The organism is Clostridium grantii DSM 8605 (assembly GCF_900129965.1).
In the GTDB taxonomy this organism is placed as follows: domain Bacteria; phylum Bacillota; class Clostridia; order Clostridiales; family Clostridiaceae; genus Clostridium_AF; species Clostridium_AF grantii.
Genome location: NZ_FQXM01000007.1, coordinates 16,024 through 30,327 on the forward strand (window position 1 = coordinate 16,024; position 14,304 = coordinate 30,327).

Consider the following 14,304-nt stretch of genomic DNA (forward strand, 5'->3'; position numbering starts at 1 on the left):
TTTATTAATGGTAATCCTTTATCTATAATGAAATTGTAGGGCGCGCTACAAAATTATAAATCAATTAAATAATGAAAATATCGTAAGGGGGATTTTTAGTGAAAAAATCTAAATTAATTTCAGGTATTTTAAGTATTTTTCTTTCAACAACTTTGTTAGCTGGATGTGGAGGAAATAAAAGTAATGAAAAAGTATCTAATGATCCAGTTGATGTAAACGTAACCGCTGATACGGAATTAAAATTACCAATATCAGAAGAAAAGATTACTTTAAAAGTTTGGATGCCATTTTCTTCAACTATTATTCAAAATTTATCGGAAAATTTAGCTTTTCAAGAAATGGAAAAAAGAACAAATATAAAAATAGAATTTATTCATCCCGCAGCTGGACAAGAAAATGAGCAATTTAATCTTATGATAGCATCAGATGAACTTCCTGATATCATAATTAATGCTCCTACATATCCAGGTGGACCAGATAAAGCTATAGATGATGGAGTATACTTGAGATTAAATGACTATATAGATAAATATGCCCCAGAATATAATGCTATAAGAAAAACAAATAAAGATATTGAAAGACAAACCATTAGTGACTCAGGAAATATATGGAGTTTTGCTTGTGTACAATTAGATAAAGAACCATCATGGTCTGGAGCATTTCTTAGAAGTGATTGGTTAAAAGAGTTAAATTTGGAAATGCCAACAACAATAGATGAATGGCATAACGTATTAACAGAATTTAAGAATAAAAAGAATGTTGAAGCCCCTTTATTGCTTCCAGTTGATTGGAGATGGGCATCAAATGATACTTTTGTAGGTGCTTTTGGAGTATCTAATTCATTTTTTAACGAAAATGGAACTGTAAAATATGGACCTATAGAACCAGGATATAAAGATTTTTTAACAACAATGAATCAATGGTATTCAGAAGGTTTACTTGATAAAGATTTTGCTACTAGAGATAACAAAAGTAGAGATGCATTATTTAGTTCTGGAAAAGCTGGAGCAGGAATTGAAGGTTATGGTGCATTTGGACCTTATTTAGCAAGTGGAAAAACTAGTGACCCTAATTTTGCATTAGCAGCAGCTCCAATGCCAAGTTTAAATAAAGGAGAAGATGTACATCTACGTCAAACTAATCCTTATGTAAGAGATTACTATGGGGTTGTAACAGCAGATTCTAAATATGCAGAAGAAGCAGTTAAATGGTTGGATTATGCTTATACTGAAGAAGGATTCTTACTTTATTGTTATGGTGTAGAAGGCGTTTCTTATAATATGGTTGATGGTGAACCGGGAATAGATAAAAACTTTTTCCCAGAAGGGATTAAAAATAGTGGCAAACATCCAGAATTCACTGATGCTTTAACAAATGATCCTACTGGATTAGATTTCTGGGATATATATCAAAAATATAAAGTACACGTAGGACCATTTATTAGAAATCCATTATCTTATGGAGAATTAAGTGATGAAATATTAAATTCTATGGAAACTTGGGGAGCTAGCAAAGACGATTATGTAATGCCACCGGTAACATTAAGTGCTGATGAAAATAAAGCGGCTGCACCTATAATGTCAGAAGTACAAACATATCAAAAGGAAATGATGTATAAATTTATTATGGGATTAGAACCAATAAGTAAATTTGATGAATATGTAGAACAATTAAAGGCTTTAGGCGTTGAAGAAGCTATAGGATATAAACAAAATGCTTTGGAAAGGTATAATGCTAGATAATTGATGATAAATAGGAGGAGTAATCTCCTCCTAATTTAATTGTAAATTGATTTTTGCAAGGGGGTATTTATGTGTCAAATATAGAAATTGAATCTAAGAAATATGCAACTAATAGTAAAATAAATTTAAAGACTATTTTAAAGTCTGATTTTAAGCGTAATAAGTATATATACATTATGGCTATCCCTGTTTTAATATACTATTTAGTATTTTGTTATTGGCCTATGTATGGATTGATAATTTCTTTTAAAGAATTCGTACCTAGATTAGGAATAAACGGAAGTCCTTGGGTTGGATTAAAGTATTTTAAAGAATTTTTTGGAAGCTATTATTTTTTAAGACTTATGAAGAACACTATATTGATAAATATTTATGATTTGTTTTGGGCTTTTCCGGCACCAATTATATTAGCACTGTTGATGAATGAAGTAAGAAATAAATTTTTCAAGAAAACAGTTCAAACATTAACCTATTTACCTCATTTTATTTCGTTGGTTGTAGTATGTGGTATTTTAATAGATTTTACCGCAAGTGAAGGAATAATTAACGATATAATAGTATTTTTTGGAGGTACATCTTCAAATTTATTGGCAAACCCTAAATTTTTTAGAACAATTTTTGTTGGGTCGGGTATATGGCAAGGAATTGGTTGGGGAAGTATTATTTATTTAGCTGCTTTATCAGGAATAGATCCTTCATTATACGAAGCATGTACCATAGATGGTGGTGGTAGGTGGAAACAGATGTTACATATAACATTACCGGGAATAATGTCTACAATTATAATACTATTAATTTTAAGATTAGGGCAAATGATGAATGTAGGTTTCGAGAAAATTATCCTTTTATATTCTCCTTTGACCTATGAAACAGCTGATGTAATATCAAGTTTTGTATATAGAAAAGGTTTGCTTGAATTTAATTATAGTTATTCTACAGCTGTTGGATTTTTTAATTCTATTATTAATTTCGTACTTCTGTTCTCAGCAAATAAAATAAGTAAAAAATACTCAGAAACTAGTTTGTGGTAAGGAGGAGTTACTTATGGTAGGCAAAAAAAGTATAGGTGAAAAAATGTTTGATACATCAAATATAATATTATTATCATTCTTAATGATAATATCTGTATATCCCTTTTTACATGTGTTATTTTCTTCTTTTAGTGATCCAAATAGATTGATGCAGCACCAAGGTTTATTATTTGGACCATTAGGATTTACCTTAAAAGGATACAAATTAGTTTTACAGAATCCTAATATTATAACCGGTTATGCTAATACAATATTCTATTTAGTTGCGGGTACCTTGATAAATTTAGGTATGACCATTTTAGGAGCTTTTGTTCTTTCAAGAAAAGGAGTTTATTTCAACAAGTTTTTTATGATAATGATTGTAATAACTATGTTTTTTAGTGGGGGTTTAATACCTTATTATTTAGTAGTTAAAAATTTAGGTATGGTAAATACAGTATGGGCAATGCTTATACCAGGATGTATATCAACATGGAATTTGATTATTATGAGAACTTCTTTTATGGCAATACCTAAAAGCTTAGAAGAAGCTTGCAGAATAGATGGAGGAAATGATTTTGTGATTTTGTATAAAATAATATTACCTCTTTCAAAACCTATAATTGCAGTAATAACGCTTTTTTATGCTGTAGGACATTGGAATGAATGGTTTAATGCCATGATATTTTTAAGAGATAGAAGCTTATATCCGTTACAGTTAGTATTAAGAGAAATTTTAATAAATAATGATAAAGCTACTATGACTCAGATATCTAGTGTTAATCCTCAAGAAGAAAATATGTATAGGTCGCTTATTCAATATACAACAATAGTGGTTGCTACAGTACCAATTCTTTTTGTATATCCATTTTTACAAAAATATTTTGTTAAAGGTATAATGATTGGATCTTTAAAAGAATAGGAACTATGGTAGATTATAATTCAATAAATAAGGAAAGAAAAAAGTGATGAAAATGTCCATCCTTTTGTATAAATTTTAAATTCAATTAATGTATATCATACTGTAAAATAAAATTATAAAATGTATATATTAGGAGGAATAGGATATGTCATATAAAGATGGATGGGCAGCATTAAATTTAGAAATGACAGATAGAGTACCTAGAACCGAATATTCTGCTAGTGAACATTGGGATTTGGTTAAAAAAGTTACGGGAATATCTGTTGATACTAATAGTACAAAGGAAGAAAGAATTAAAGCAAGCTCAGCATTTAGAAAAGTTTGGAATTATGATTTTAATTGGAGTGTTTTATTTCATACACAAATATTTGATGGTTTTAAGACAGATATGGGACATGCTGAATATGCAACAGGTGGAGAAGATTATAGTAATCAAGTTTCATGTCCCTTTAATTCACCAGAAGAGGTTTTAAAATTCGATTTTTACGAGAAGTATGGGAAAAAAGATAGATCTGAATTAGTAAAGCAATTAAATGATCACTATAAAGCAAATTGCGAAAAGAATCCAGATGGGATTAATATGACAGGAATTTATTCCACAGCCGTATCAGGCCTTTTGGAGGTTTTTGGGTGGGACATGATGTTGATGGCTATGGGTACAGATATGGATAGTTTTGGACAAGTAATGAACAGATATGGCAAATGGATAATGCAGTACTTTGAAGCCTTAGCAGAATGTGATTCAAAAGTAATAATGGTACATGATGATATTGTTTGGACTTCAGGACCTTTTGTTCATCCAAGTTGGTATAGAGAATACATATTTCCAAATTATAAGAAATTTTTTGCGCCTTTATTAGAAGCAGGTAAAAAAATAATTTATACTTCTGATGGAAATTATAATGAATTCATTGATGATGTTGCAAATTGTGGAGTGCATGGATTTGTTATGGAGCCAACAACGGATATGAAATATATTGCTGAAAAATATGGAAAAACACATTCCTTCATTGGCAATGCAGATACAAAGATATTATTATCTGGAACAAAAGAGGAAATTTATAATGAAGTTAAAAGATGTATGGATATAGGTAAAAAGTATCCAGGATTTTTTATGGCGGTGGGTAATCATATTCCGTCAAATACACCTATTGAGAATGCTTTGTATTATAACGAAGTTTATGAAAAATTAAGTAAACGTTAGAAAATATAAGAAGAAATGATGAATTTTCTTATGCGGATATATAGGTATATGGGATTATAGAGAAATAATTATAAAATTATTTCTCTATTTTTTCTATAAGTTCTAGGGCAAACCCCTACATTTTTTTTGAAAAAACGTGAAAAATAGTATTCATCTCTAAAGTCAAAAGAATAAGCAATTTCTTTAATGGTTTCAGAATCAAACATAAGATTTTGTTTTGATTTTTCAATAATTAAATGATTAACAAATTGATTTGGTGTTTTATTAAGATGTTTTTTAAATTCCCTAGTTAATTTAGAGGAAGTTATATTAAAAAATTTTGACATATCATCAGTATTAAAATTCATTGAACAATGTTGCTCAATATAATTTAGAAAAGGTTCTAAGAAAATTATATGGGAGTAAGTTTTATTAAAATTAATATTTGATTTAGAAATAAAAGAAGAAATAACATCTAATATAATACTTTTAAGTTTAATCTTGCTTGCTAGTTCATTACTGTTATAGCAATGAATTAAACTAGAAGTATTAGTTTCATCAAAAGAAAGTTTCAAAATTTCAGAAAGTTCGCTGAATATATCAAACCCAGGTATAAAGCTAGTTTTAAAATGAATATATATTTTATTTAAATTATTTTCACAAAAATAGTCATAGGTAGAATTTGCTGGAATCAAGTAAGCATAATTTTTCTCTAGAACTGTACTTTGTGAATTTTTTTTTATTATACCAGTTCCTTCTATGGGGAAATATAATCTGTTAAAAGGAGAAGTAATATCTTTATAATCCCAAGAATTATTCAATTGAATGTAGTCATGTTCTAAAATTTCTATTTTAAAATACTTCATAACAAAATCAAATTCAGTTAAATTCATATTATTCATAAGTATTGTCACCTCTAATATTATTCAATTATAGTTTACCATGCATGGTATAATAAAGAAAAGTATTTTAAAAAATCAATATAATAATTAATAGGTGGGGATTTTTATGGAAAAAAATGATTCTATTTTTATAAATAATTATTTGTCTAATTTAAATGTAAATATATATATATCTAAATTTGTTAAATGTAAATTTCCATGGAAAGAAATGAATGCTGTTAATCAATACAATAAATTGTATTACATACGTGGCGGGGAAGGCTGGATAAAAATAGAGGATGAAATTTTTTATCCTCAAAAAAATGAACTTATATTTATACCTCAAGGGATTACACATTCTTTTTCAAATATAAGTGAGGACACATTTTTAAAATATTATTGCCATTTTACAGCAAAAATAGGTAGCTATAATTTATTTGATATTATAAAATTTCCATTTAAAATAGAAGTAAGGGAAACAGAAGAAATTGAAAATATATTTGAAAAATTAGTGGAAACTTCAAATAGTTATAAAATTGCATCTTCAATAGAAAGTAAAGCTTTTTTAATGCAATTAATTTCTTATTATATACAAAATTCAAATATTAAAGAAATAAAAATTTCTAAAACATCTACTATTGACAAGATGAATAAAATTATTACATATATTAATGAGAATATTAAAAAGGATTTAACTATTAGTGAATTATCTGGAATTGCAAATTTGCATCCAAATTATTTTACAAAATTATTTAGTGATTTATTTGGTATGTCACCAGTTAAATATATTAATTCAGAAAGAATGACAAAAGCAAAACAATTTTTAACTTGCAGCAATATGTCAATATTAGAAATTGCATCAAATACAGGATTTAAAGATGCATATTATTTCTCTCAAATATTTAAAAAATATACTCAACAATCACCAACCGAGTATAGAAAGAATTATTCATTAAAATAGGGTTTTGCAATAAAAAACTAAGGATTTACTTGTAATTATTTAATATTGCATATAAAAATAAATATTCCTCATATTTTTTAAGTAGAATTAAGTGTAAAATTTTATATAGCTATGAAGAAATTTAAGACTATTTATAGGGCTTTTAAATTTATTATTTAAATAAATTTAAAAGAAAACGATTTAATTTTACACTGTGGGAGGTAGTTTTTGTGAGAGAAAAATTATTATTAGATTTTGGTTGGAGATTTTATGAAGGAGATATAATAAATAATTCTATAAGAGGACATCAATCAACTTATATGGCAAGTAAAGCTGAAAGAGCTAAGGGGGCTGCAACACAAGGCTATTATGATGAAGATTGGGAAATGGTTGATCTTCCTCACGATTATGTGATTAAAGGTGAATATGATGAAACAGAGAATTCTAATCATGGATTTTTACCAAGAAATTTGGCTTGGTATAGAAGAAAGTTTAAATTAAATGAAGAAGATAGAGATAAAAGGACTACTCTTGTTTTTGATGGAGTTGCTACTTACTGTACTGTTTGGGTAAATGGACATCTGCTTGCTAGAAATTGGAGTGGATATAATAGTTTCGAAGTTGATTTTACAGATGTTGCTCAATATGGAGAAGAATTAAATACTGTAGCAGTTAGAGTTGATACTACAGAGTTTGAAGGTTGGTGGTACGAAGGAGCGGGTATATATAGACATGTTTGGTTGAATAAAACAAATAAAATTTCTGTTGATTTATGGGGAACATATATTCATCCAGAGAAGTCTAGCAAGGATGAATGGTTTGTGCCTATAGAAACTACTATACGTAATGATTTTAATGAAAGTAAAAAAATCAAAGTTAGCTCAAAGATTATAGATATTTATGGGAAAATAATTACAGAGATTGAAAGTGAAACAGAAATTAATTTTGTAAGCAAATTTACAGTAAACCAAGAAGTTATTGTAAATAATCCTATGCTATGGGATGTAGAAGACCCTAATTTATATAAACTATTAACTTTTGTTATAATAGATGAAGAAATTATAGATGAATATGAAACGATTTTTGGATTTAGAACAATTGAATTCTTAGCAGATAAAGGATTTTTCTTAAATGGAAAAGGTTTAAAAATTAAGGGAACTTCCAATCATCAAGATCATGGCTCATTAGGAGTAGCATTACCTGATAGAGTTCATGAATTTAGGATAAAAAGACTTCGTGAAATGGGATGTAATGGGTATAGATGCGCTCATAATAATCCAGCAACAGAGCTTTTGGAAGCTTGTGATAAACATGGCATGTTAGTAATGGATGAGAATAGATGGTTTGAAACTTCAGAAGAGGCTTTAAAACAGCTAACTACTATGGCAAAGCGTGATAGAAATCATCCATCAATAATTATATGGTCAGTTGGAAATGAAGAACCACTTCAAAGTACTGAAAAAGGTAGACGTCTTGTAGAAACAATGAAAGCTAATATCAAAAATTTAGATAATACAAGACCAGTAACAATTGCTTTAAATGGAGGTTTTCTAGATAAAGCCGCAACAGTGGCATCAGATATAATTGGAATTAATTACAATATTAAACTCTATGATGATGTGCATAAGCTAAATCCGGACAAGCCTATTGTTGCACCAGAAGCTGGAGCAACAAATAATACTAGGGGAATATATTTGGATTACGATCCAGACAAACATCATCCTGCTTATGATACTAACCATGCTTTTTTTGGAAATACTCATCGTACTGCTTGGCGTGAGGCTAATACAAGAGATTTTATTATGGGTGTTTTCTTTTGGACTGGTATAGAATATAGAGGAGAAGCAAATTGGCCTAAATTATTTGCCGGTGGAGGAGCCTTTGATAGTAGTGGCTTTAAGAAAGATAATTTTTACTTACTCCAAGCAATGTGGACCGAAAAACCTATGATTCATATTCTTCCTCATTGGAACTTTAAAGGTAAGGAAAATAGAAAAATAGATGTATGGGTTTATACAAATGGAGATACAGCAGAATTATTTTTAAATGGTAAAAGCTTAGGTGAGCAGAAAATAGATTTGTATGAGCAAGGAAAATGGACAGTTGAATATGAAACAGGTGAATTATATGCAATATCTAAAAAGAAGGGTGTTTTTCATGCAGAAACTAAAGTGGAAACTACTGGAGAAGCAGTAGAACTTAAGTTAAGACTAGAAGACCCAGATGTTAGAATAGATGGCGAAGATGTAGCTATAGTAACAGTATATACTGTAGATAGCGTAGGAAGAAAAGTACCAACTTGTAATTATCAGGTAGAATTTTCAACAAATGAAGCAGGTAAAATTATTGGTGTAGGTAACGGAGATCCAAGTGACCATGATTCAAATGTTGAACCTAGAAAAAAAATGTTTAATGGTTTATGTCAATTAATTGTAAGAACTTTAAAAAAACAAGGACCACTAGAAATTTATGCTGAAACAAAGGAAATTAAGAAAGCAAAACTTATTATAGAAAATAAAAACATTATATCACGTCCATTTGTTCCAATTGTTGAAAATCAACTAAGTTTAAAAGGATGGCGTATGTCTTCAATATTAGAAGAAGAGCCAGATATCAATATGGAAATCAATGATAATGACATGAATTCTACCATACCAGTAGAGTTTGGAGAAAATGTAAATACTATGGTTTCTCATGAAAAAGGTTTTATATTTTATAGATTGCTTACGAATGTCCCTAATTTCTCAGAGGATAATAAAAAAGTATCTATTAGTTTTGAAAATATAGAAGGAAAAGCTAGAATTCTTGTAAAACACAACAAAGATTTTTGGCCAGATCCAGAACCAAATGAATTTTGTGAAGTTGTTGTAGAAAAAACTGTTGAAAAAGAAAATTCAATTGATATAGAATTACCAGGTTTTAAACAAAGGGAAAGGATTATCCTAATGATTGTAATGAAAACAGTGAATGAAAATAGCGGCATTAAAGGTAGAGTTACATGGAAAATAAAGTAGAGCATTATTTTAATTATTAAAAGTTTTATATGTTGATTGAAATTATTTCCATATTGTTGTACTATTTAGTTGAAGTAAAATTTACATAGTATATTAAAGTTAATATTTGTACATACCGAGGGGGGATTTTTATAAAAATTAATTTTAAGTCAAATAAGACCATGCTATATACATTTCTTATTCCATATATAATTGTGCTTTTTATTCCTATTTTAGTTGGAAGAATTGCATATACTAGTGCTTTAAATATAGCGACTGAAGATGTGGAAAAATATAATATGTCTATACTTGAACAAACATCTCAAGTTTTAGATACAAGAATAGGAGAAATAGAAGGTATTTTTTATGAATATATGAGTAATATTGAGGTGTCTAAATTTTTATATTTGGAAGACCCACTTATTAAAAAAGATATATATCCAATAATTGAAACTAGAAATAGTTTGTATAATTATAGTCTTTATAATAAATTTATTTTAGGTACATACGTTTTTTTCAAGAAAAGCAATTTAGTATTAGCAAGAGATTTGACAGAGTATTCAAATGTGTTTTATGAAGATTATCTAAGTTATGAAGGAATGAAATATGAAGATTTTTATGAAAATTTATTATATAAAGGAAAAGGAAGAGAATGTTTACCAGAACAGATTATTGAGTATAAAGGAAGAAAAGTTTCAGTAGTTACTTTTATACAACAAATAGGTAAATACACAGATTCTAAGGGTGCAATTGTATTACTAGTTAATAATACTGAAATTAAAGAACTTCTCAGTGGAGTAGATGTATGCGGTGGAGGAATAGCCTATATTACTGATGAGGAAGGCAAACTGATTAGTACAGTATCCACTATGGATAAAGAATTTAATATTGAGGATGTAAAAATTAAGGGAGACAAATTTGTCTCAAGACAGGAAATAAATGGTGTAGATATGCTAGTTACATTCACTACATCTAACTTTAATGGTTGGAGATATGTTGCAGTACAACCTTATAATATCGTTATGGAAAAAGTTATAATAATTAAAAGAATTACATGGTTAATTTTCTTTGCTACACTTGCTGCAGGTATAATATTATCTTACTATTTAGCAAAAAGAAGTTCAAAGCCTATTATGAGTATATTACAAGAAATAGAAAAAAACATAGGAGTAGATATAAAAGATACTAATAATTATGATTTCATTAAAATGGGAATTAGAAATTTAATGGATAGTTCTGAAATTATGAGTTTAGCAATTAAAGAACAAAAAATTATGCTTAGAAATCAAATATATAATAGGATTTTAAAAGGTGATATAAATAGTGAAAAGGAAATTGAAACATTACTTTTAAATTTAAATGATGATAATTTATTGAAATATGATAAATATGTAGTCATTATTGCCAGTGTAACTTTAGCAGAGGAATGTCAAGAGACTATAAATATAGAAGATATGGAGAAAAAAAGAATTGCATTTAGAGAAGTAATTGTGTCTAAAATTTTAGAAGAAGCTTTTATTTCAGATATGGAAGATGGGAAAATTTTAATTTTGACAGGATTCCACGAAAAAGAAAAATCTATAAAATTAAGGATACAAGAGATAATTAAATTTTTAGATAATACAGCAAAGGAAACTTTAGAATTAGATGTTACTTATTATGTGGGCGGGCTTTATGAAGAGTTAAGCAATGTGTTTAGGTCCTACCAAGAATCAAAGTATCTTATTGATAATTTTGGACATAAAAGTTTAGAAAAAATACAATGGTATAATGAAAATAATAGAACAAAGTTATTCTATTATTATCCATTAGAAATAGAAACTAGGTTAATAAATTGTACTAAAGCTGGAGAAAAAGAAGAAGTAGAGAAAATATTAAAAGAAATTTATGAAGAAAATATGAGTAATAGAAATCTCTCTCCTACAAAAACAAAAACATTGGCCATTGAACTATGGGGTAGTTTATTAAAAGTTACTGAAAATTTAAATCTGGAAGAAGATTCAGCAATAAGTGGTGAAATAAATAAGCTTAATAAAAGTATATATAAATGTGAGGGTATTCAATTAATGAATCAAGTTTCAAAGATATATTATATGATATGCAATGAAGTTATGGATAGTAAAAAAAGCAACAACCAAGATTTAAAACATAAGTTAATTAAATATATCAATGATAATTACAAAGATCCTGATTTATCTTTGACGAAGTTAGGAGAAGAACATGGATTTTCAAATGTATATTTGTCACATTTCTTTAAAGAACAAACAGGAGAAAGTTTTTCGAATTATCTTGAAAGAATAAGGATGGAACAAGCTCAAAAATTATTGAATGAAACAGATTTAAATATAAATATTATTTCAGAAAAAGTAGGATATTATACTTCAGCTACTTTCTGCAGGGCATATAAAAGAAGAAATGGAATTTCACCAAATAATTCAAGGAAAAAAAGTTAAACAAAATAATGAATTTTAAAGAGAAATAGATTATCTTAGCAATTTGGGGATAATCTATTTTTATCTTTAGATGGAGTGTTAACTTGGTATAAAAGACTGTATTATTAGGCTTTATTGCAATAAAAACTAGCTAAATATTAAATGGTGTATACGTTTTTAAAATTGCATATTCGAAAATCTTTAATTTTGCTAATAAAAAAATCATTTCATGTATACGTTATTATCCTCACATGGTATTGTAAGACCATCGGAAAACAAAACATTTTAGGAGGGGAACAGTGATTTGGAAATTGTTGAAAGTAATTTAAAGAAAAAAAGTAAATCAAAGATGCGGGAGTCTACATTAAAAGAAGCAAAGAAAAATTGGCAACTATATTTGTTGTTATTAATTCCAGTAACATATATTTTGGTTTTTGCTTACTACCCGATGTTAGGAGCACAAATCGCTTTTAAGAATTTTAATATTACCAAAGGAATATGGGGAAGCCCTTGGGTAGGATTTAAACATTTTGAAAGATTTATACAATCATATCAATTTGTATCAGTTTTAAAAAATACTTTAGGACTTAGTTTATACGGATTAATTGCTGGATTTCCATTTTCTATACTTCTAGCATTAGCTTTAAATTATGTAGGTCATAAAAATTATAAAAGAATAGTACAAACTGTTTCTTATGCACCACATTTTATATCTACTGTAGTAATGGTTGGTATGTTGATGGAATTTTTAAACCCAAGAAATGGGTTAATAAAAAATTTCTTAGCTATCTTTGGAATAAACTTTACATCCAATGTAATGGGAGTACCAGGAGCCTTTAGTTCAATATATGTTTGGTCAGGAGTATGGCAAGGAATAGGATTTGGATCTATCATATATTTAGCAGTTTTATCAGGAATAGACCCATCACTGCATGAAGCCGCAATAGTAGATGGGGCAAGTAAAAAGCAAAGATTATGGTTTATAGATCTACCTTCGCTTATGCCTACAGCTATTATTTTATTAATTATGAATTTAGGTAATATTTTAAATGTAGGATTTGAAAAAGCTTTGTTAATGCAAAATCCAATGAATATTTCTACCTCAGAAATAATTGATACTTATGTATATAAAGTAGGATTAACATCTTCATTACCAGATTTTGCTTACTCAACAGCAATTGGATTATTTAAATCATTTATAGCTTTTATTTTAATAGTATTGGTAAATAAAATAGCTAAAAAGTTAGGAGAGACAAGCTTATGGTAAAAAAGGGTAAAAGCAAAATGAAAAATATTAAAGTTAAACAATCAAGAGAAGATTTAGGATTTACCATATTTAATTATGTTTTATTAACTATTTTTCTTTTGATAATATTCTATCCATTGTATTATATTTTTATATGTTCATTTAGTTCAGGAATAGCGATTGTAAAGAATCAAGTTAAATTATGGCCAGTAGGATTTAATTTAGATGGGTATAAAGCTATTTTTAAATATAATATGCTAGTTACAGGTTTTGGTAATTCAATTTTCTATGCAGTAGTAGGAACTTTTACAAATGTTGTAATTACAATACTTGCAGCATACCCGTTATCAAGAAAAAGAGTGCCAGGTAAAAATTTCATAATGTTTCTATTTGTATTCACTATGCTTTTTAATGGAGGATTAATACCAACTTATCTTTTAGTTAAGGATTTGGGACTTTTATATACTAGATGGGCAATGATTATTCCTGGTGCTATGAGTGTTTGGAATATGATAATCACTAGAACATATTTTCAAACAACAATACCAGATGAATTACTTGAAGCTTCACAATTAGATGGATGTAGTGATATTAAATTCTTAATGAAGATTGTACTACCTCTTTCAAAACCAATAATAGCTGTAATAACACTGTTTTATGCAGTTGGACATTGGAATGCATTCTTTAATGCCTTAATTTATTTAAATGATACAAAAATGTTCCCACTTCAACTTGTTCTGAGGGATATATTGATAAGTAATACCACAAATAGTCAAATGCTTACTAATTTGAGTATGGATGATATTGTTTATAAAGAAAATTTAGCACAAATGCTTAAATATAGCGTAATAGTTGTTTCAAGTGTGCCTATGCTTATTTTATATCCTTTTATTCAAAAATATTTTGTTCAAGGTCTTATGGTTGGTGCTATAAAAGGATAAAAGTTTTAATTTAA

Annotated in this window: 10 protein-coding genes; 9 read left to right on the forward strand and 1 reads right to left on the reverse strand. The window is 27.9% G+C overall.

Features of this window, described 5'->3' with window-relative positions:
- Positions 1-98 precede the first annotated feature (98 nt).
- The 4 genes from BUB83_RS07570 to BUB83_RS07585 all read left to right on the forward strand — a co-directional run bounded on the left by BUB83_RS07570 (position 99) and on the right by BUB83_RS07585 (position 4,878).
- Positions 99-1,742 (forward strand): extracellular solute-binding protein, encoded by a 1,644-nt coding sequence (locus BUB83_RS07570; RefSeq protein ID WP_073337854.1) that lies wholly within the window; start codon positions 99-101, stop codon positions 1,740-1,742.
- 71 nt (positions 1,743-1,813) lie between these two features.
- On the forward strand, positions 1,814-2,773 hold the full coding sequence (locus BUB83_RS07575) for an ABC transporter permease (protein WP_073337855.1): 960 nt from the start codon (positions 1,814-1,816) through the stop codon (positions 2,771-2,773).
- A gap of 13 nt (positions 2,774-2,786) precedes the next feature.
- Entirely contained in the window at positions 2,787-3,674 is an 888-nt protein-coding gene (locus tag BUB83_RS07580) for a carbohydrate ABC transporter permease (RefSeq protein WP_073337856.1), read from the forward strand.
- Between the two features lie 145 nt (positions 3,675-3,819).
- Complete coding sequence (locus tag BUB83_RS07585) at positions 3,820-4,878, forward strand: uroporphyrinogen decarboxylase family protein (RefSeq protein WP_073337857.1); 1,059 nt, start codon at positions 3,820-3,822, stop codon at positions 4,876-4,878.
- Positions 4,879-4,946: 68 nt separating this feature from the next.
- On the opposite strand, the gene BUB83_RS07590 is transcribed toward BUB83_RS07585, so the two are convergent.
- Positions 4,947-5,759, reverse strand: a complete 813-nt coding sequence (locus tag BUB83_RS07590) for a helix-turn-helix domain-containing protein (RefSeq protein ID WP_073337858.1) — start codon at positions 5,757-5,759, stop codon at positions 4,947-4,949.
- A 106-nt stretch (positions 5,760-5,865) separates the two neighbouring features.
- On the opposite strand from BUB83_RS07590, the gene BUB83_RS07595 reads away from it, so the two are divergent.
- From BUB83_RS07595 to BUB83_RS07615, 5 genes are all read left to right on the forward strand, one after another.
- Positions 5,866-6,699 (forward strand): AraC family transcriptional regulator, encoded by an 834-nt coding sequence (locus BUB83_RS07595; RefSeq protein WP_073337859.1) that lies wholly within the window; start codon positions 5,866-5,868, stop codon positions 6,697-6,699.
- A 209-nt stretch (positions 6,700-6,908) separates the two neighbouring features.
- Positions 6,909-9,692, forward strand: a complete 2,784-nt coding sequence (galA, locus tag BUB83_RS07600; protein WP_073337860.1) for a beta-galactosidase GalA — start codon at positions 6,909-6,911, stop codon at positions 9,690-9,692.
- 278 nt (positions 9,693-9,970) lie between these two features.
- Positions 9,971-12,124: an AraC family transcriptional regulator gene (locus BUB83_RS07605; protein WP_207649331.1), complete on the forward strand. Its 2,154-nt coding sequence runs from the start codon at positions 9,971-9,973 to the stop codon at positions 12,122-12,124.
- 283 nt (positions 12,125-12,407) lie between these two features.
- Positions 12,408-13,370: an ABC transporter permease gene (locus tag BUB83_RS07610; protein ID WP_242950648.1), complete on the forward strand. Its 963-nt coding sequence runs from the start codon at positions 12,408-12,410 to the stop codon at positions 13,368-13,370.
- The gene (locus BUB83_RS07615) at positions 13,364-14,290 is read left to right on the forward strand and encodes a carbohydrate ABC transporter permease (RefSeq protein WP_242950649.1); all 927 of its coding nucleotides are present in this window, start codon (positions 13,364-13,366) and stop codon (positions 14,288-14,290) included. Before BUB83_RS07610 ends, BUB83_RS07615 begins: the two co-directional genes overlap by 7 nt.
- Positions 14,291-14,304: the final 14 nt, after the last annotated feature.